The 17,347-nt window shown below is 60.3% G+C and carries 18 protein-coding genes; 13 read left to right on the plus strand and 5 right to left on the minus strand.

The window, feature by feature from the left end:
- Positions 1–227 precede the first annotated feature (227 nt).
- On the minus strand, positions 228–566 hold the full coding sequence (locus JUI81_RS04495; RefSeq protein WP_018929733.1) for an FKBP-type peptidyl-prolyl cis-trans isomerase: 339 nt from the start codon (positions 564–566) through the stop codon (positions 228–230).
- Positions 567–838: 272 nt separating this feature from the next.
- Here JUI81_RS04495 and JUI81_RS04500 point away from each other — a divergent pair, with 272 nt between their 5' ends.
- The 4 genes from JUI81_RS04500 (at position 839) to JUI81_RS04515 (ending at position 4,863) form a co-directional block, all read left to right on the plus strand.
- Positions 839–1,300 carry a hypothetical protein gene (locus tag JUI81_RS04500; protein ID WP_019579425.1) on the plus strand — a complete coding sequence of 154 codons (462 nt, stop codon included), beginning with the start codon at positions 839–841 and terminating at the stop codon, positions 1,298–1,300.
- A 216-nt stretch (positions 1,301–1,516) separates the two neighbouring features.
- Positions 1,517–2,590 (plus strand): sensor domain-containing diguanylate cyclase, encoded by a 1,074-nt coding sequence (locus JUI81_RS04505; protein ID WP_018929735.1) that lies wholly within the window; start codon positions 1,517–1,519, stop codon positions 2,588–2,590.
- 171 nt (positions 2,591–2,761) lie between these two features.
- Positions 2,762–4,054 (plus strand): MFS transporter, encoded by a 1,293-nt coding sequence (locus JUI81_RS04510; RefSeq protein WP_019579428.1) that lies wholly within the window; start codon positions 2,762–2,764, stop codon positions 4,052–4,054.
- Positions 4,055–4,086: 32 nt separating this feature from the next.
- Positions 4,087–4,863, plus strand: a complete 777-nt coding sequence (locus JUI81_RS04515) for a substrate-binding domain-containing protein (RefSeq protein ID WP_028940236.1) — start codon at positions 4,087–4,089, stop codon at positions 4,861–4,863.
- Here the strand turns inward: JUI81_RS04515 and JUI81_RS04520 are convergent.
- A complete protein-coding gene (locus JUI81_RS04520) occupies positions 4,853–5,767 on the minus strand; it encodes a LysR family transcriptional regulator (protein WP_018929738.1) in 915 nt (304 codons plus the stop codon). The genes JUI81_RS04515 and JUI81_RS04520 overlap by 11 nt on opposite strands.
- Positions 5,768–5,960: 193 nt before the next feature.
- Here JUI81_RS04520 and JUI81_RS04525 point away from each other — a divergent pair, with 193 nt between their 5' ends.
- Positions 5,961–7,769, plus strand: coding sequence for a monovalent cation:proton antiporter-2 (CPA2) family protein (locus tag JUI81_RS04525; protein WP_204123809.1), 1,809 nt, complete (start codon positions 5,961–5,963; stop codon positions 7,767–7,769).
- An 83-nt stretch (positions 7,770–7,852) separates the two neighbouring features.
- On the opposite strand, the gene JUI81_RS04530 is transcribed toward JUI81_RS04525, so the two are convergent.
- A complete protein-coding gene (locus JUI81_RS04530) occupies positions 7,853–8,425 on the minus strand; it encodes a cytochrome b (RefSeq protein WP_019579431.1) in 573 nt (190 codons plus the stop codon).
- A 186-nt stretch (positions 8,426–8,611) separates the two neighbouring features.
- Here JUI81_RS04530 and JUI81_RS04535 point away from each other — a divergent pair, with 186 nt between their 5' ends.
- Genes JUI81_RS04535 through JUI81_RS04565 form a run of 7 tightly spaced genes read left to right on the plus strand, consistent with a single transcriptional unit; the run spans position 8,612 to position 14,916 of the window.
- The gene (locus tag JUI81_RS04535) at positions 8,612–9,289 is read left to right on the plus strand and encodes a thermostable hemolysin (RefSeq protein WP_018929741.1); all 678 of its coding nucleotides are present in this window, start codon (positions 8,612–8,614) and stop codon (positions 9,287–9,289) included.
- A complete protein-coding gene (locus tag JUI81_RS04540; RefSeq protein ID WP_019579432.1) occupies positions 9,279–10,760 on the plus strand; it encodes an AMP-binding protein in 1,482 nt (493 codons plus the stop codon). The genes JUI81_RS04535 and JUI81_RS04540 overlap by 11 nt, the downstream gene beginning before the upstream one ends.
- Positions 10,757–11,431, plus strand: coding sequence for a TenA family transcriptional regulator (locus JUI81_RS04545; protein ID WP_204123810.1), 675 nt, complete (start codon positions 10,757–10,759; stop codon positions 11,429–11,431). The genes JUI81_RS04540 and JUI81_RS04545 overlap by 4 nt, the downstream gene beginning before the upstream one ends.
- The gene (locus JUI81_RS04550; protein ID WP_018929744.1) at positions 11,418–12,227 is read left to right on the plus strand and encodes an SDR family oxidoreductase; all 810 of its coding nucleotides are present in this window, start codon (positions 11,418–11,420) and stop codon (positions 12,225–12,227) included. The genes JUI81_RS04545 and JUI81_RS04550 overlap by 14 nt, the downstream gene beginning before the upstream one ends.
- Positions 12,224–12,868 carry a tetratricopeptide repeat protein gene (locus tag JUI81_RS04555; RefSeq protein WP_204123811.1) on the plus strand — a complete coding sequence of 215 codons (645 nt, stop codon included), beginning with the start codon at positions 12,224–12,226 and terminating at the stop codon, positions 12,866–12,868. The genes JUI81_RS04550 and JUI81_RS04555 overlap by 4 nt, the downstream gene beginning before the upstream one ends.
- Before the next feature lie 12 nt (positions 12,869–12,880).
- A complete protein-coding gene (locus tag JUI81_RS04560; RefSeq protein WP_018929746.1) occupies positions 12,881–13,543 on the plus strand; it encodes a response regulator in 663 nt (220 codons plus the stop codon).
- On the plus strand, positions 13,540–14,916 hold the full coding sequence (locus JUI81_RS04565; protein ID WP_204123812.1) for an ATP-binding protein: 1,377 nt from the start codon (positions 13,540–13,542) through the stop codon (positions 14,914–14,916). The genes JUI81_RS04560 and JUI81_RS04565 overlap by 4 nt, the downstream gene beginning before the upstream one ends.
- A 108-nt stretch (positions 14,917–15,024) precedes the next feature.
- On the opposite strand, the gene JUI81_RS04570 is transcribed toward JUI81_RS04565, so the two are convergent.
- Positions 15,025–15,384: a DUF6124 family protein gene (locus JUI81_RS04570; RefSeq protein WP_204123813.1), complete on the minus strand. Its 360-nt coding sequence runs from the start codon at positions 15,382–15,384 to the stop codon at positions 15,025–15,027.
- A 495-nt stretch (positions 15,385–15,879) separates the two neighbouring features.
- Here JUI81_RS04570 and JUI81_RS04575 point away from each other — a divergent pair, with 495 nt between their 5' ends.
- On the plus strand, positions 15,880–16,278 hold the full coding sequence (locus JUI81_RS04575) for a carbohydrate-binding module family 20 domain-containing protein (RefSeq protein WP_218585023.1): 399 nt from the start codon (positions 15,880–15,882) through the stop codon (positions 16,276–16,278).
- A 130-nt stretch (positions 16,279–16,408) separates the two neighbouring features.
- Here the strand turns inward: JUI81_RS04575 and JUI81_RS04580 are convergent, their stop codons facing one another.
- A complete protein-coding gene (locus JUI81_RS04580; protein WP_028940232.1) occupies positions 16,409–17,335 on the minus strand; it encodes a LysR family transcriptional regulator in 927 nt (308 codons plus the stop codon).
- Positions 17,336–17,347: the final 12 nt, after the last annotated feature.

Below are 17,347 nucleotides of genomic sequence, written 5' to 3' on the forward strand. Positions count from 1 at the left end.
AGCGGCTGAATTGTGGCGAGGGAGCTTGCTCCCGCTCGGGTGCGCAGCAGCCGCAAAACTGGCGAGTGGAGATTCCCTGACACGCCGCATGTGCAGGTTTCAGGGTCGCTGCGCAACCCAACGGGGGCAAGCCCCCTCGCCACAGCAAGCCCCTCGCCACAGATAGCAAAAACCCCGCTCTCTCCTCTCAGAGACAGCGGGGTTAATCATTTCAATTCACTCGCCCATCAATCATCCCGCGTCAGCACTTCCAGCAATTCAATCTCGAAAATCAGATTCGAATTCGGCGTAATCGCCCCCATCGAGCGCTCGCCGTAGGCCAGGTGCGCCGGCACCAGCAGCTTGCGCTTACCGCCGACCTGCATGCCCATGATTCCCTGGTCCCAGCCCTTGATTACCCGCCCGGTGCCAATCACGCACTGAAACGGTTTGCCCCGGCTGTAGGAAGAATCGAATTCGGTGCCGTCTTCCAACCACCCGCGATATTGGGTAGTGATCAGCGCGCCTTTGACGGCGGCTTTGCCGTCGCCCACTTCAAGGTCGATTACCTGCAACTCATCATTCATTACATTCACTCTATCTGTGCGCTTGCCCGAGCGGGCTTGATGGGCGCCGTTTTCCCAGAAATGCAGGCTATTGGCAACCATTTCGCTCTGCATCCGGCAGTGGTCGTGAACTGGGCACTGTACGAAAACTGCCTGATCGCAACTCGGCGACTTTTCGTACAGACCCTAATTTACACAACAGGACTTATGTAACCCGACAATACGCCGATACCGTGCAGCGGCACGGAAGCACCGAAGCAGCACTTACTCCATAGAAGGCAGGAGCCTGAACAATGTTTGAACACATCTGGCGCAGCATCCATTCCCCGGGCTACTTCCCCAACGTACTGGAGTGGATGATCAATATTCTCCTCAACCCGTTCATGGTGATTATGTGCCTGATGGTCGGAGCGCTGGCCGGTAAATGGTGGAGAGCCATCCCCTACGGCAGCCTCATTTGTTATGTGGTGTTCCTGAGCCGGTCGTCATTCTATCGGTGGGGAAGCATTTTCCCCGAAGCCGGCCTGCCTGCGCTGTTGATTGACGGCGCACTGCTGGCCCTCCTCGGCTTCTATTTGAAAGGCGTACTCAGAACCCGCTCAGAAGCAAAACCCGAAGGCCATTGGTTGCGCTGGCTTTATCAAAGCCTGAAGGTCGTCATGCTGACAGTCATGGTGATGTTCTGGGTACTCGTCGTGCTGGTTGTCGTGACCTTCACCGTCTCGGTCGCGACGCAACCGTCAGTGGTGAACTGACCCACCTCCTGCTTGCCAGGGTCTGTACGAAAAGTCGCCGAGTGTCGATCAGGCAAGGCAAAAACAGGCGATGAAGCGGAGTTTACGGGTTGTAAATGAGCATTCCGAGCCTGTTTTTAACGCAGCATGATCGACACGCAGGCAGTTTTTCGTACAGAGCCTTAATATACCCGCCACCTCCCCCACGGTTCGATACGCCATGAGCGCAATTTCTCAATGAGTCAGCTCTGGACCGACGTCACCATCGGCTCACTGACCCTTGCCCTGATCGTCGCGCTGATTTGGCGCGATCGTTCGCTGCAAAAGCAGTTGGCCGAGTGCCGCGCGCTGATCGACAGCCTCACCGAGGGACAAAGTATCCACCAGGAAGGCGACGCCGAGCGCTTCAAACGCAGCCAATACTTCGCCCGCATCGGCACCTGGGACTGGGAGGTTGATACCGACAAGCTCTATTGGTCGGATGCAATCTACGGGATGTTCGGGTTCAAGATCGGCGAGGTGACGCCCTCCTACGCCCTGTTCTGTTCCTGTGTGCACCCGGACGACCGGGTCAAGGTCCGCGCCGGTGAATTGCGTTGCCTGGAAACCGGCGAAAACCACGACGAGGAATACCGCGTGGTCTGGCCGGACGGCAGCATCCGCTGGCTGCGGGAGACCGGCAATGTGGTCAAGAATGAGCATGACGCAACGATCAAGATGATGGGCGTGGTCCGCGACATCACCGAGGAAAAAGCCTCCGCCAGCTACCTGCAACACCTGGCCCATTACGACCCGCTGACCGGCCTGCCCAATCGCCTGGTGCTCGAAGAGCGCCTGTCCGCTGCCCTGGAACACGCCCGCCTCAGCGCCACGCGGGTGGCACTGGTATTTGTCGACCTCAATGGTTTCAAGGCGATCAACGACCACTATGGCCATGCGGCCGGCGACCGCGTGCTGATCACCACCGCGACACGCCTGAAGAAGATCCTGCGTTCAACCGACACCGTTGCCCGGATCGGCGGCGACGAGTTCGTGGTCATCCTCCAAGGACTTCCCCAAGGCAACAGCCTGCAAGACGAAGCCCGCAGCATCTGCCAGAAAATCTTCATCGAACTCGCACCGCCGGTGACCATTGGCAACGACCAGCGCCATATCGGCAGCAGCCTTGGGGTTGCGGTGTTCCCGGACCATGCGCCGAGCATGGACCGGTTGATTCACATTGCCGACCTGGCGATGTATGAGGCCAAGCGCAGCGGGAATAATCAGTATCGGTTGGGGAACATCAGCCCGATACGCGTACACAGCGAATAGCCTTGGGTAAACGCCGCGTCTCTGGGTCGGCAGCATTGATCCGCTTCATGCATCAATACATACCAACTATGCAATTAACATATCGATGTCCCTGCTCCACTATCCACCCCAATAAGAACCGTGCACCGCGTCCAGGCAGTGCACGTCATAAAAGCGGTGGAGTACACGTCAATGACAGCATCAATCCATTCCGGTCGCTCCCGGACCAGTGCGATTTTCCGAGTGACCTCGGGCAACTTCCTCGAGCAATTCGATTTCTTCCTTTTCGGCTTCTATGCCACGCAGATCGCTGCCGTATTTTTCCCTGCCAGCAGCGAGTTTGCGTCCCTGATGATGACGTTCGCGGTGTTCGGCGCCGGCTTCCTGATGCGTCCGTTGGGCGCCGTGATACTGGGCGCATACATCGATGATGTGGGGCGCCGCAAAGGGCTGATCGTCACCCTGTCGATCATGGCCAGCGGTACGATTCTGATTGTGCTGGTGCCCGGATACGAAACCATCGGGCTGTTCGCCCCGGCCATCGTGCTGATCGGCCGATTGCTGCAAGGCTTCTCGGCCGGTGCGGAACTGGGCGGTGTATCGGTGTACCTCGCGGAGATCGCCACTCCCGGCAACAAAGGTTTCTTCACCAGTTGGCAATCAGCGAGCCAGCAAGTGGCGATCATCGTCGCGGCGGCTTTGGGCTATGGTCTGAACCAATGGATGGCGCCGACGATGATTGCCGATTGGGGATGGCGGATTCCGTTTTTCGTCGGCTGCATGATCGTGCCATTCATCTTCTTCCTGCGCCGTAACCTGGAAGAAACCGAAGAGTTCGCCGCCCGTAAACACCGGCCAAGCATGGGCGACGTGTTCCGCACCCTGGGACAGAACTGGGTCATCGTGTTCGCCGGGATGATGATGGTCGCCCTGACCACTACCGCGTTCTATCTGATCACCGTGTACGCGCCGACCTTCGGCAAAACCGTGCTGCACCTGAACACCTCCGATGCGCTGTTGGTGACCTTGCTGGTGGGCGTTTCGAATTTTTTCTGGTTGCCGATTGGCGGCGCGCTTTCAGATCGCATCGGTCGTCGCCCGGTACTGATCGCCATGGCGTTGCTGACGTTGGCCACGGCCTACCCGGCGCTGACCTATCTGGTGCAAGCACCGAGCTTCATCAACATGCTGTTGGTGCTGCTGTGGCTGTCGTTCATTTATGGCTTGTACAACGGCGCAATGATCGCCGCGCTGACGGAAATCATGCCGGTCGAGGTTCGGGTCGCAGGTTTCTCCTTGGCTTATAGCCTGGCGACGGCGGTGTTCGGCGGTTTCACACCGGCCATATCGACCTTCCTGATCCAGTACACCGGCGATAAGGCCGCACCCGGTTACTGGATGAGTTTCGCCGCGTTCTGTGCCCTGTGCGCGACGCTGTTTCTCTATCGCCGTGCCTCTGGCCGCCTGCAACCGGCCGTGTCGTGAACCACCCAACCTCTAACTGCGAGAGCTATTTGATGAAAAGGTTTTTCAACTTTACCGCCCTGGCCCTGGTGGCCAGTCTCGGTCTGAGTTCGATCGCCCAGGCTGAAGAAATCCGTGTAATGACGTCCGGTGGTTTCACGGCGGCCTACAAAATCCTCGGTCCGAAATTCGCCGAGTCTAGCGGCAACACCCTGGACACCGCCCTCGGTCCATCCATGGGGAAAGCCCCGGAAGCGATTCCCAATCGTCTGGCCCGCGGTGAGAAAGCCGACGTGGTCATCATGGTCGGCTATGCCCTCGACGACCTGATCAAGCAAGGCAAAGTCGATCCCGCTTCACGGGTCGAACTGGCGGATTCGCGGATCGGCATGGTGGTGCGTGAAGGTGCGCCGAAGCCGGACATCAGCTCGGTGGAAGGCCTGAAAAAAACCCTGCTCGACGCCAAGTCAGTCGCCTACTCCGACAGTGCCAGCGGCGTGTATATCGAGGATCAACTGTTCAAACGTCTGGGCATCGAAAACCAGCTCAAACCCAAATCGAAGATGATCCCGAAAATCCCGGTGGGCTCGGTGGTTGCCACCGGCGATTATCAACTGGGCTTCCAGCAGGTCAGCGAATTGCTACCGGTGCCTGGGGTGAGTTTCGTGGCGAAAATTCCGGAATCGGTGCAATCGGTCACCCGTTTCGCCGCCGGTATTCCAGTCGATGCGCAACACCCGGCCGAGGCCAAGGCGCTGCTTGCGTACCTGGCCTCCAGCGCAGCCCAGCCGGACGTAAAAGCGACGGGGCTGGACTCAGTCAGCCACTGACCGAAGGTTGCTGGACTTTCATTTCCACTACAAGACGCTCCAACGCCAATGCCGCCGGGGTTAACGTACGACCCCGGCGCTTGATCAACCCAACATTGCGCATCACCTGCGGATCGGTCAACGGTACCCGCGTCAGAATCGGGTGGTCCGCCGCCGGCATCGCCATCAACGGCACGGCAGCCACGCCCAACCCGGCCTCCACCAGACCGATCATGGTCGTCACATGACGGGTTTCGCAGATGCTCGGCCGCTGCGGCACCACGCCAGCCAGCGCTTGATCCAGCAAAAAGCGATTGCCCGAAGTCTTGTCCAGCGAGATGTAATCCTGCTGATAAAACTCATCCCATGTCACGCTGCTGCGTCCTGCAAGGGGGTGATCTCGTCTGCACGCCACCACATAACCTTCCTGCACCAGCGGCTCGAATTCGACTTCGGCCTCCAGGGTGCCCATGAAGCTCAAGCCGAAGTCCGCTTCACCGTTGACCACGGCACTCAATACCTCGTGAGCACTGGAGTCGAGCACCTTGACCTTGATCCGCGGAAATTGCCGATGGTAGTGGGCGATCACACGCGGCATGAAGTAGTACGCCGCCGACGGCACACAGGCGACGGTGACATGCCCGAGCCGGGTCGAGGCGACTTCGCTGATGCCCAGTAGCGCCACGTCCAGGTCATCCAGCAGGCGTTCGACGCTGGGCATGAAACCACGCCCGGCCTGAGTCAGGCTGACCCGGCGAGTCGTGCGTTCGAACAATTTCACGCCCAGAGCGTCTTCGAGCTTTTCGATCCGCCGGCTGAGGGCTGGTTGGGAGATGCGTACGGTGTCCGCAGCCTTGCGAAAGCTGCCCTGCTCCACCACGGCGCGAAAGGCTTGCAGATCGTTAAGGTCGAAGTTGATGGTCATGGTGCGCACTCGGGAACGAACAGTTTGATCAGCTTATCCTATGAATGTCACTAATTGATGCTAAATGTAACGACATCTTGGGTGCCTGCAAAATTGCCATCGCGAGGCCCAAACATTTTCGTTCATGGCTGACGCATCCGGCTCCAGCCTTTATCCTTATCGCCCCCGCCGTATCGAGTTTTTGGAGTTTCACATGCCCCATGAAGGCAACCTGTTACAAGCCGCTGTCGTCTTTTTGTTCGCGGCGGTGCTCGCCGTTCCCTTGGCCAAGCGCCTGCAATTGGGGGCGGTGCTCGGCTATCTGTTTGCCGGGGTGATCATCGGGCCGTCGGTGCTGGGTTTGATCGGTAATCCACAAAGCGTCAGCCACATCTCCGAACTCGGGGTGGTGTTGTTGCTGTTCATCATCGGCCTCGAGCTGTCGCCGCGACGTTTGTGGGTGATGCGCAAATCGGTGTTCGGCGTGGGCCTGGCACAGGTGCTGCTGACCGGTTCGGTGATTGGCGTGCTGGCGTTGTTCGTGTTCGGCCAGTCCCTGAACAGCGCCATCGTGTTGGGCCTGGGTCTGGCGTTGTCGTCCACCGCGTTTGGTTTGCAGAGCCTGGCCGAGCGCAAGGAATTGACCAGCCCCCATGGGCGGTTGGCGTTCGCGATTTTGCTGTTCCAGGACATCGCCGCGATCCCGTTGATCGCGATGGTGCCGTTGCTGGCCGGCGGTGATCACACCAGCAGCGCGGCCGAAGATTTGAACCATGGCTTGCGGGTGCTGGGCAGCATCGCGGTGGTGGTGATCGGCGGGCGTTATCTGTTGCGCCCGGTGTTTCGCGTGGTGGCCAAGACCGGTCTGCCGGAGGTGTCCACCGCCACCGCATTGCTGGTAGTGATCGGCACGGCGTGGCTGATGGATCTGGTCGGCGTGTCCATGGCACTCGGCGCGTTCCTCGCCGGTTTGCTGCTGGCGGACTCCGAATACCGTCACGAACTGGAAGCGCAGATCGAACCGTTCAAGGGCCTGCTGCTGGGGCTGTTTTTCATCAGCGTCGGCATGGGCGCCAACTTGAGTCTGCTGCTCAGTGCGCCGGTCGTGGTGCTGGGGCTGACCGTGCTGCTGATCGCCATCAAGCTGCCGCTGCTGTTTGTGGTCGGTCGACTGGCCGGAGGGTTGGGCAAGGTTAATGCGATTCGTCTGGGAATCGTGCTGGCGGCCGGTGGTGAGTTTGCCTTCGTGGTGTTCAAGATCGGTCGGGATCAGGGCTTGTTCGAACCGCGCCTGTACGACTTGCTGGTGCTGACCATCACCTTGTCGATGGCGCTGACGCCGCTGTTGCTGCTGGCCTGCGCACGGCTGGTCAAACCCAAGGTGCAACCGGTGGAGGTGCCGCAGAAGTTCCGCGAAATCGACGCCGACTCGCCCCGCGTGGTCATCGCGGGCATGGGTCGTATGGGACAGATCGTGGCGCGGATTCTGCGGGCGCAGAACATCAAGTTCATCGCCCTCGACACCTCGGTGGAAACCATCGAACTGTCCCGCAGCTTCGGTGGCGTTCCGGTGTTCTACGGCGACCCGATGCGCCCGGAAATCCTCAGCGCCGCCAAGGTCGAGCAAGCGGAGTTCTTTGTGATCGCCACCGATGATCCGGACACCAACATCAAGACGGCCGAGGTGGTGCACAAGCTTTATCCGCACATCAAAATCATCGCCCGCGCCCGTAACCGTCAGCATGTGCACCGCTTGGTGGATGTCGGGGCGCAGGCGGTGCGGGAGACCTATTACTCCAGCCTGGAAATGACCCGGCGCACCCTGGTTGGACTGGGGCTGACACAAGCCCAGGCGGATGCGCGGATCAAGCGCTTTACCCATCACGACGAACAAGTGCTGGAGGCTCAGCACGCGGTGTATGACGATGCCGCCAAGGTAATGCAAACGGCGCAGGAAGCGCGGGCGGAACTGGCGAAGTTGTTTGAGTCAGATCAGCTGGAGGAGCAAGCGGGTAAGGTTTGAGGTGACAGTGATGGCTTCATCGCGAGCAAGCTCGCGATGAATGATGACGCAGCGTTCGAGGCAACCCTGACGTCCAGGGAAGCTTATCGCTGACGCTCGTTGACACCCGCACTAAATCCCTTGGGCAACATGCGCGTGAGCGTGTTGTCGCGAACCCAGTAGTGATGGACCAACCCCGCCGCCGCGTGCAAACCGATCAGCCAGTAACCGGCACTGCCGAGCCACTCATGCCAATGCTTGAATTGCTTGGCCAGCACGGGATCAACCGCCACGGGCGCCGGCAGGAAAAACTCGAAATACGGCATCGGCTTGCCACCGGCGGCCAGCATCAACCAGGCCAATAGCGGCGTTGCAATCATCAGCACATACAGCGCCAGGTGCATGAGGTGCGAGACGCCGGTCTGCCAGGTTGACAGGGCCGGGGTAATCGGTGGCCGGGGCGTGAGACGCCCGAGCAGGCGGACCCAGACCAACGCAAAAATGCTCAATCCGAATAAGCCGTGAAGCCCCAGGAAAAGGCCCCTCGAATCACTTCCACGGGGCAGTAGCCCTTTGATCTCGATGCAGCCATAAACGCCGACGAACAGCGCCAACATCAGCCAGTGCAAGGTGATCGAGAGTTTTCCATACCGGTGTACTGCTGAATCTGGGGTCATACAGAACCTCGTGTAGATCGGTGGCGGCTGCCGACTCATTTCGTGCAGCCTGGATCCGGTTTCGTCGAACCGACCGGCGCCACCCTGCCTGTCCAGTCTTAAGACAATCTGAAGATAACCTTCAGACTTCGTTAAGAATCGCCTTTGATACTCCCCCCAAACTGACTCGGGGAGGCGTTCTTGCCCATGCACGATTTTGACTGGAACATCCCTCTGCCCCTGCACTTCGGTCAAGCCGAAACCTCGCAGATGAGTCTGGTCAGGGCCTTGCCAGACGATGCCCAGCGACCCGTCTTCGAAGCTTTTATCCAGCAGCGTTTTCGCAAGGCCCATGGCGCCGATATCCGCCATTTCATGCCACAACTGTTCGGCCTGAGCGATGAGTCCGACACGCTGTGTGCGGTGGCCGGCTTACGACTGGCCAGTGCCGAACCCTTGTTTCTGGAGCGTTACCTGGACGAGGCGATCGATCCGCTGATCAGCGCCGCTGCCGGCCAACCGGTGGACCGGGCCGGGATTGTCGAGGTCGGTAACCTCGCAGCCAGCGATACCGGCAGCGCGCGGCTGAGCATCGTCGCCATCACCTATCTGTTGGCCATGGGCGGGCTGGAATGGGTGGCGTTCACCGGCAACATCGGGCTGGTAAACAGTTTTCATCGCCTGGGTTTGAAGCCAGTGACGCTGTGCGCCGCCGATCCCGAGCGGTTGGGCGACGACCGTCACCACTGGGGCAGTTATTACGAGAGCCAGCCATGGGTGCATGTCGGCAACATCCGCGCCGGTTTCATTCATCTGCGCAACATCGGCCTGTTCAATCGCCTGGGGCTGCCAACCTCCCTTGAGGAGTCCAGCCATGTCGCCTGAAATGGAGCGTTTCAAACAAACCCTGCGCCATCACGCCGAACATAAAAGCAGCGCGATTGCCTTGTGGGGCGATCAGTTGAAATTGGACTACGCCACGCTGTATGCCGAGGTCATGGATCGCCAACAGCGACTGCGCGATGAGCACGTCAAAGTGGTCGCGCTGGCTCTGGACAACGGCACCGAGGCGATGCTCTGGGACCTGGCCATCCTGTTCGAAGGCCTGACCTGCCTGACATTGCCGCCCTTCTTCAGCCCGGCACAACGCATCCATTGCCTGGAACAGAGCCAGGCCGAACGGGTGATTGCCGAACCGGAACTGGAAGCCGAGCTTCAAGGAGCAGGCTATGAGCACAGTGGTGAATTCTGGCGTCGTCCCTTCAGCGGCCCGAACCTCATACCTGAAGGCACCGCCAAACTCACCTTCACTTCCGGCACCACCGGCACGCCCAAAGGCGTGTGCCTGAGCGCCGAAAGCCTTTTGCGGGTGGCCCGTGAGCTGGATCAGGCGAGCAAGCCCACCCACCCGCGACATCACCTGGCACTGCTGCCCCTGGCGATCCTGCTGGAAAACCTCGGCTGTTATGCCGCGCTGTATGCCGGCGCGACCCTCAGCGTGCCGAGCCAGAAAACCCTGGGCATTCAGGGCGCCAGCGGTGTCGATGTGCCGCGCTTGTTGGGGTGTCTGGCCTCCCGCGCGCCCGAGAGTTTGATCCTGGTGCCACAGTTGTTACTGATGCTGGTCAGCGCCGCCGAGCAAAAAGCGTTCAACCCCCAATCGTTGCGTTTTGCCGCCGTGGGCGGTGCGCGGGTTTCCGAAGAGCTGCTGCACCGTGCCCAACGCATCGGCATGCCGGTGTACGAGGGTTACGGGTTGTCGGAATGCGCGTCGGTGGTGTGCCTCAATCGCCCGGGAGCACACCGCCCCGGCAGCGTCGGCCGGCCCCTGCCCCATGTCGAAATTCGCCTGGCCGACGACGGCGAAGTGCTGGTCAAGGGCTCGACCCTGCTTGGTTATCTGGGGCAAGCGCCCCACCACGATGAATGGTGGCCGACCGGTGATCTCGGCGAATTCGACCCGGAAGGTTTTCTCTACCTCAACGGGCGCAAGAAACATCAGTTCATCACCAGTTTCGGCCGCAACGTCAACCCGGAATGGGTCGAGGCCGAACTCACCCAGCGTCGCCATATCGCTCAGGCGTTCGTCTACGGCGAAGCGATGCCGAGCAACCACGCCCTGCTCTGGCCCCATCGACCGGACTGCACCGATGAAGAGCTGGCCACCGCCGTAGCCGAGGCCAATGAGGCCTTGCCCGATTACGCCCAGGTTCATCACTGGACCCGTCTCGATCAACCCTTCACCCCCGCCAACGGCTTGCTGACCGCCAATGGCCGACCGCGCCGCGACGCCATCGTCGAGCGTTACCGGGCGCAGCTCACTGAATCCGTTTTCCCCGAGGTATCTGCACCATGAGTTTTTTCGACACCCTGCAAGAAGCCACTCATCAGGAACGCCACGAGCTGTTCAATCTGCCGATCATCCGCGATGCCCTTCAGGGCAACGTGAGCCTGGACAGCTACCGCGCCTTCCTCACCCAGGCCTACTACCATGTGCGCCATACCGTGCCGTTGATGATGGCGTGCGGCGCACGTCTGCCGCAGCGCCTGGAATGGCTGCGCAAAGCGGTGTGCGAGTACATCGAGGACGAATACGGCCATGAACAATGGGTACTCGATGACATCGCGGCCTGTGGCGGTGACAAAGACGCCGTGCGTGACGGCCGTCCATCGCTGCCAATCGAGTTGATGATCAGCTTCCTCTACGACCTGATTGCCCGGGACAACCCGGTAGGCCTGTTCGGCATGGTCAACGTGCTTGAAGGCACCAGCATTGCCCTGGCCACCCACGCGGCCGGCAGCATCCGCGAACGCCTGGCGCTGCCGGAAACCGCCTTCAGCTACCTGAGCTCCCACGGCTCGCTGGATATCGAACACATGCAGACCTACCGCCGCTTGATGAACATGCTCGAAGACCCGGCTGATCAGGCCGCGGTGATTCATGCCTCGAAGGTCGTGTACACGCTCTACACCGACATGTTCCGCGGCCTGCCGCGTGATGGGGAGAATCTGCATGCGCCCGTCTGAGGCACGCGTGGTATTGACCGGCGCCAGCGGCGGCATCGGCCTGGCCATCGCCGGCACCCTGTGTGCCAGTGGTGCACACGTATTGGCCGTAGCCCGACATCGAGAGTCGCTGGAGCCCTTGCTCGAGCGCTACCCGGAGCAGTTGCGCTGGGTCGGGGCGGACCTGACCCTGCCCGATGACCGGCGCAAAGTGCTGGCGGCGGCCGAGGCCATCGGCGGCATCAACCTGCTGATCAATGCCGCGGGCGTCAATCACTTCGCCATGCTCGAACAGCTCGATGACAGCGAGATCAACGCCATGCTCGCGGTGAACGTCGGCGCGCCGATCAGCCTGACCAGGCTGTTGCTGCCGCTGCTCAGGCAGGCCGAGAGTGCCATGGTGGTGAACGTCGGTTCGACCTACGGCTCCATCGGCTACCCCGGTTACGCCAGCTATTGCGCCACCAAGTTCGCCCTCCGCGGTTTCTCCGAAGCCCTGCGCCGGGAACTGGCCGATACCCGGATCAACGTGCTCTATGTCGCTCCCCGGGCAACCCATACCAGCATGAACAGCGCGGCGGCCCAAGCGCTGAACGATGCGCTCAAAGCCAATGTCGACGACCCGCAAACCGTCGCTTCGGCGGTCATCCACGCCATTGCCGGCGACCGTCGCGACTTGTACCTGGGCTGGCCTGAACGCTTTTTCGTGCGCCTGAACAGTCTGTTGCCGCATCTGGTGGACCGTGGCTTGCGCAAGCAATTGCCGCTGATCCGTCGCCTGAGTCAGAAGCCCGATAAGGAGAGCCTCAAACCATGAAGAAAATCCTCACCTGCTTGTTGCTCGCCGTGCTGAGCCAAAGCGTCTGGGCGCTGGAAGCCGCCGATCAGCAGCGCCTCAATGCCATCCAACAAAGCTGGGCGCACATCCAGTACGAATTGCCTGCCGAACAGCGCAGCGCCGCCTTCGAAAAACTCGCAGCCCAGGCCTCGGCGTTCACCCGGGAACGCCAGTCCCTGGCCGAAGCGTGGATCTGGTCCGGCATCGTCACCAGCAGTTGGGCCGGCGCCCAGGGAGGCCTCGGTGCCCTGAGCAAGGCCAAGGCCGCCAAAGTCGATCTGGAAAAAGCCCTGGCCATCGATCCCAAGGCCCTGCAAGGCTCGGCCTACACCAGCCTCGCGGCGCTGTATGATCGGGTGCCCGGCTGGCCTATCGGTTTCGGCGACGCCGACAAGGCCGAAAAACTGTTGAAGCAGGCCTTGGACCTGAACCCGACCGGCATCGACAGCCTGTACTTCTGGGGTGATCACCTTTACCGTCAAAAGCGCTATGGTGAAGCTCGGGATGCCCTGCAAAAAGCCCTGCACGCCGCGCCCCGTCCTGGCCGGGAAAGCGCCGACGCCGGGCGTCGCAAAGAGATCGAAGCATTACTGGGTGACGTAAACAAGAAACTCGACTGACAGGAGTCCCGTGTGCGCTTATTACTGATCGAGGATGACGTGGCCCTTGGCGAGGGCATTCATCAGGCGCTGGGCCGTGAGGGTTACACCGTCGACTGGCTGCAGGACGGCAGCAACGCCTTGCATTCACTGCTCAGCGAAACCTTCGATGTGGCCGTGCTCGACCTCGGCCTGCCGCGCATGGACGGTCTGGAAGTGCTACGCCGCTTGCGTGACAGCGGCTCGAACCTGCCGGTGCTGATCCTTACCTCCCGGGATGCCACTGAAGACCGCATCGCCGGGCTGGATGCCGGCGCCGACGATTACCTGGTTAAACCCTTCGATCTGGCCGAACTCAAGGCTCGCCTGCGAGCTTTGTTGCGCCGCAGTGCCGGTCGCGCGCAAGTGCTGATCGAACACGCTGGCATCTGCCTGAACCCCGGCACCCAGCAAGTCAGCTATCAGGGCGAACCGGTGGCGCTGACGCCCAAGGAATATCAACTGCTCCATGAATTGCTCTCGCCTCCGGGCCGGGTCATGACCCGCGATCACCTGATGCAACTGCTTTACGGCTGGAACGAAGAAGCCGAAAGCAACACCCTGGAAGTGCACATCCATCACCTGCGCAAGAAGTTCTCCACCGATCTGATCCGCACCATTCGTGGGGTGGGTTATCTGGTGGAGGAACGTCGATGACCTCGATCCGACGTCGCACCCTGACGCTGATCATCGGCCTGATGCTGACGGGGTTGGCAATCATCAGTGTGTTCAACCTGCACGACAGCAATCACGAAATTGCCGAAGTCTACGACGCCCAACTGGCACAGAACGCCCGACTGCTGCAGGGTGTGATGCGCATGCCGCTGGCCAGCCATGAACACGCCGAACTGTATCAAGCATTCAACAAGGCCTTGAGTGAAGCGGCGCCGGGAGTCGATGGTCACCCCTATGAAAGCAAAATTGCCTTTCAGGTGTGGAATCGCAAGGGAGAAGTGCTGGTGCACACCGCCAGCGCCCCCTCCTTCACCGTGCCGCCGACAACGCATGGTTTCAGCGATGTGGTGGATTTGAACAACCGTCATTGGCGGGTGTTCGTGCTCGAAGACAAACAGAATGACCTGCGCATCTGGGTCGGTGAACGGGATGATGTGCGTGCGGACCTGGTCGACCGGATCGTGCGTCACACCCTATGGCCCAATGTGCTTGGCAGCCTGATACTGGCGGCCATGGTCTGGCTGGCCATTGGCTGGGGGCTCAAACCCCTGGCCGATATGGCGGCAACCTTGCGGGCACGGCACAGCGGTTCTCTGGAGCCGTTGCAACTGACCCCGTTGCCCAGCGAACTGGAACCGATGCAAGCGGCGCTCAATCGGATGCTCGCGCAAATTCAAGAGGTGCTGGGCCGTGAGCGGCGCTTCATCGCCGACGCCGCCCACGAATTGCGCACGCCGCTGGCCGTATTGCGGGTGCATGCGCAAAACCTGCTGGAGGCCGGCACGGAACAGGAACGTCGTGAGTCCCTGGCGTTTCTGATTGCCGGGGTCGATCGCGCCAGCCGTCTGGTCAATCAGTTGCTAACCATGGCCCGTCTCGAACCCAAGGCCGTGGTGCCGGTGCTGCACAGCATCGACCTGAGTGAAACCGTGCGCGCCAGCCTGGCCCAGCTCACACCCTGGCTGCTGAGCAGGAACCTGGAATTGGCTTTCGACGCCGAGGACCGGCCTTTCAAAGTCCTCGCCGACGCCGGCACCATCGACATCGCCCTGAACAACCTGGTCACCAACGCGGCGAATTTTTCGCCGGAGAATGGCGTCATCACCGTGCAACTGAGTCAGGACGACGGGTTCTACAACTTGAGCGTCCAGGACCAGGGACCGGGCATCGACGAAGCGGATCGCGCACGATTGTTCGAACGCTTTTACAGCCGTGGAAACACCGGCGGCGCAGGCTTGGGACTGGCCATCGTCAACACCATCGCGACGCAGCTGGGTGGGCGGATTACCCTGGTCAACCCACCGGAAGGCGGGTTGCGGGCGACGCTGTCGATTCCTGTTGACCAGCACCATTGAACACTCTGTGGCGAAGGAGCTTGCTCCCGCTGGGGCGAGAAGCGACCCCAAAAAAGGGACCGCTGCACAACCCAACGTCAGCTATCCACTCACCACAGCAGAGCGCACCTACTTGGGCAGATCAATTTTATCCAACACCCGGTTCGCAGTGATCTCCGCCACCATGATGCTGTTTGAAATGCCCAGCAGGGCGTAGCGCGACTCACCCTCCAGATGATCCACCAACTGATGGACCATCACATCGACCGAGGCCAGTGTCTCGACCAAAAAAATCGCCAGGGTTTCGGTCGTGGCCTCTGGGGCCACAGTAAACAGCCTGCTGGGTTTACGCGCGGTGGCTTTGATGTCGGCATTCGACGGAAAGTGGAAGTTCAGAGCCCGCTCGGCGGCCTCGTTGAGCTTCTTTGAATCGGGTTCGTACGGGGAGACCGGATCGGCGTCCGGCGGATTGGGTGTGACCTTGAACATATTCTGAGTTTCCTATTGGGTGCCACCCCTCTTGCGACTAAACGAGAGGGGAGGCAGCTGCACGCAGGTTAGTCGACCGGGAAACTCAGAAATCCGGCGCGCCCGAAGGCGCCCTACGTACAGCTACCATCAAGTACAGGAATGAAAGACCTGCATGACAGATGCACGCACAACTGAGTTAACGCGGGCGACTAAACCCGATCACTGATGGGCAGTGACGGGAATCAAGTTACCGAGCGGGCCCAAGGCGCACAAGCCGGCGGATTCTGTCTTACGTGTAGGGGGTGGCGCAAGGCGTTGTAGCCTTTGGATGGTAACGGCAAGCTTCATTTAAACGATCGCGATTGTTCTTGTTTAAGCGCAAGAAAGCTCGCCGTTAACAAGCAACGATTAGAACTATTGCGAAGAGATCTAATGAACTGTCAGTTCTAACAGGTCACTTTCAGTTTGGCCGGGGCTAAGCTGCGTCCACTGGAATGAGTTGAGGTGTTCATCATGTCTCGCAATCGTTACCTGTTGCCGCTGGGCGTTCTCTTGTTGGCGACGCTGTCGGTGTTCCGCGATGTCCAAGGCGGCCAGTGGACGCCCTTACAATCCGAAGTGAACTTCCAATGCGACAACGGCGTCACGACGCTGGGCTACAGTGTTTATGTTGTCGGCAACCGTCCAGAGTTAGGGAATTGGGATCCGACCAAGGCCGTAAAGCTTGCCCCTACTGCCTATCCAACATGGACCGGCAAGGTACTTTTCCCAGGCACGGACGATGGCAAAGATGTGGAGTGGAAGTGTGTCGTGCGCAACGAGACCATACCGACCGACGTGCAGAAGTGGCAGAGCAATCCCAACAACATAGTGAAGGTGACTTTCAAAACAGCGAGTGTCGGCACGTTCTGAGGCGTGAGTGAACATATGGGAAAGTGAATCTGTCATTCTTCCGAGATCAAAAAATCGCAGCCTTCGGCAGCTCCACACTTATCCCCGGAGCGAGGCTTGCCCGCGAAGGCATCAGGTCTGGCACACTGCGTTATCGTTCTTCGCGGGCAAGCCTCGCTCCTACAGGGGGAACGGTGCCTCGCAGCAGAGCCTGCTCACGCTCACACAACTCCACCACGTAATCCCACAGCACCCGCAGCCGCACCGACTTGTGCAGCTCGCGCCGCGTACTGATCCAATAGCTGCGCTGGATGCTTTCGTCCGGCAGCAACGGCACCAGTTCAGGATCGGCGCTGGCCATGTAGCACGGCAGCACGGCGATGCCCAGGCCCGAGCGCGCGGCCTGTTGTTGGGCGATGACGCTGGTGCTGTGAAACACCACCTGGGGGTTGCGGCAGAAGCTGTTGAGGAACATCAGTTCCTGGCTGAACAGCAAGTCGTCGACGTAACCGATCCACGCATGGCGGCCGAGGTCTTCGCGGCTGCGCAGTGGTGGCGAGCGGTCCAGATAGGCCTGGCTGGCGTAGAGCGCCAGTCGATAGTCGGTGAGTTTGCGGGTGACCAGCATGTCGGCGGCCGGGCGTTCCAAGTGAATGCTGATCTCCGCTTCACGGTTGAGAATGCTGACGAAGCGCGGCACCGCCACCAGTTCCACTTCCAACCCCGGATAGCGTTCGAACAAGCCGTTCATGCGGCTGGCGAGGAACATGATGCCCAGCCCCTCCGTTACCCCGACGCGGATCTTGCCCAGCGGCGCGGTGGATTGGGTGATTTCTTCCTGGGCCAGCAACGCGACGTTTTCCATGGCCTCGGCATGCTTGAGCAGCGCTTCGCCGGCCGGGGTCAATTCGTAGCCCTGGGCATGCTGGACGAACAGCGCGGTGCCGAGGCTTTTTTCGATGGCCTCGATGTGCCGGGCCACGGTGGCGTGGGTGGTGTTCAAGCGGCGGGCGGCGGTCAGCAAGCGGCCGCTGCGCTGCAATTCGAGAAAAAACCGCAGGTCATTCCAGTCGAACATGAACCATCCTTG

This window comes from Pseudomonas sp. 008 (genome assembly GCF_016861935.1).
Classification (GTDB): domain Bacteria; phylum Pseudomonadota; class Gammaproteobacteria; order Pseudomonadales; family Pseudomonadaceae; genus Aquipseudomonas.

Bases quoted from the DNA above. Each gene is read 5' to 3' on its own strand.
- JUI81_RS04505 (WP_018929735.1), top strand. From the start codon at position 1,517: ATGAGTCAGCTCTGGACCGACGTCACCATCGGCTCACTGACCCTTGCC.
- JUI81_RS04525 (WP_204123809.1), top strand. From the start codon at position 5,961: ATGCCCCATGAAGGCAACCTGTTACAAGCCGCTGTCGTCTTTTTGTTC.
- JUI81_RS04570 (WP_204123813.1), bottom strand. From the start codon at position 15,384: ATGTTCAAGGTCACACCCAATCCGCCGGACGCCGATCCGGTCTCCCCG.
- JUI81_RS04530 (WP_019579431.1), bottom strand. From the start codon at position 8,425: ATGACCCCAGATTCAGCAGTACACCGGTATGGAAAACTCTCGATCACC.
- JUI81_RS04500 (WP_019579425.1), top strand. From the start codon at position 839: ATGTTTGAACACATCTGGCGCAGCATCCATTCCCCGGGCTACTTCCCC.
- JUI81_RS04515 (WP_028940236.1), top strand. From the start codon at position 4,087: ATGAAAAGGTTTTTCAACTTTACCGCCCTGGCCCTGGTGGCCAGTCTC.
- JUI81_RS04495 (WP_018929733.1), bottom strand. From the start codon at position 566: ATGAATGATGAGTTGCAGGTAATCGACCTTGAAGTGGGCGACGGCAAA.
- JUI81_RS04545 (WP_204123810.1), top strand. From the start codon at position 10,757: ATGAGTTTTTTCGACACCCTGCAAGAAGCCACTCATCAGGAACGCCAC.
- JUI81_RS04580 (WP_028940232.1), bottom strand. From the start codon at position 17,335: ATGTTCGACTGGAATGACCTGCGGTTTTTTCTCGAATTGCAGCGCAGC.
- JUI81_RS04510 (WP_019579428.1), top strand. From the start codon at position 2,762: ATGACAGCATCAATCCATTCCGGTCGCTCCCGGACCAGTGCGATTTTC.
- JUI81_RS04555 (WP_204123811.1), top strand. From the start codon at position 12,224: ATGAAGAAAATCCTCACCTGCTTGTTGCTCGCCGTGCTGAGCCAAAGC.
- JUI81_RS04540 (WP_019579432.1), top strand. From the start codon at position 9,279: ATGTCGCCTGAAATGGAGCGTTTCAAACAAACCCTGCGCCATCACGCC.
- JUI81_RS04565 (WP_204123812.1), top strand. From the start codon at position 13,540: ATGACCTCGATCCGACGTCGCACCCTGACGCTGATCATCGGCCTGATG.
- JUI81_RS04575 (WP_218585023.1), top strand. From the start codon at position 15,880: ATGTCTCGCAATCGTTACCTGTTGCCGCTGGGCGTTCTCTTGTTGGCG.
- JUI81_RS04520 (WP_018929738.1), bottom strand. From the start codon at position 5,767: ATGACCATCAACTTCGACCTTAACGATCTGCAAGCCTTTCGCGCCGTG.
- JUI81_RS04550 (WP_018929744.1), top strand. From the start codon at position 11,418: ATGCGCCCGTCTGAGGCACGCGTGGTATTGACCGGCGCCAGCGGCGGC.
- JUI81_RS04535 (WP_018929741.1), top strand. From the start codon at position 8,612: ATGCACGATTTTGACTGGAACATCCCTCTGCCCCTGCACTTCGGTCAA.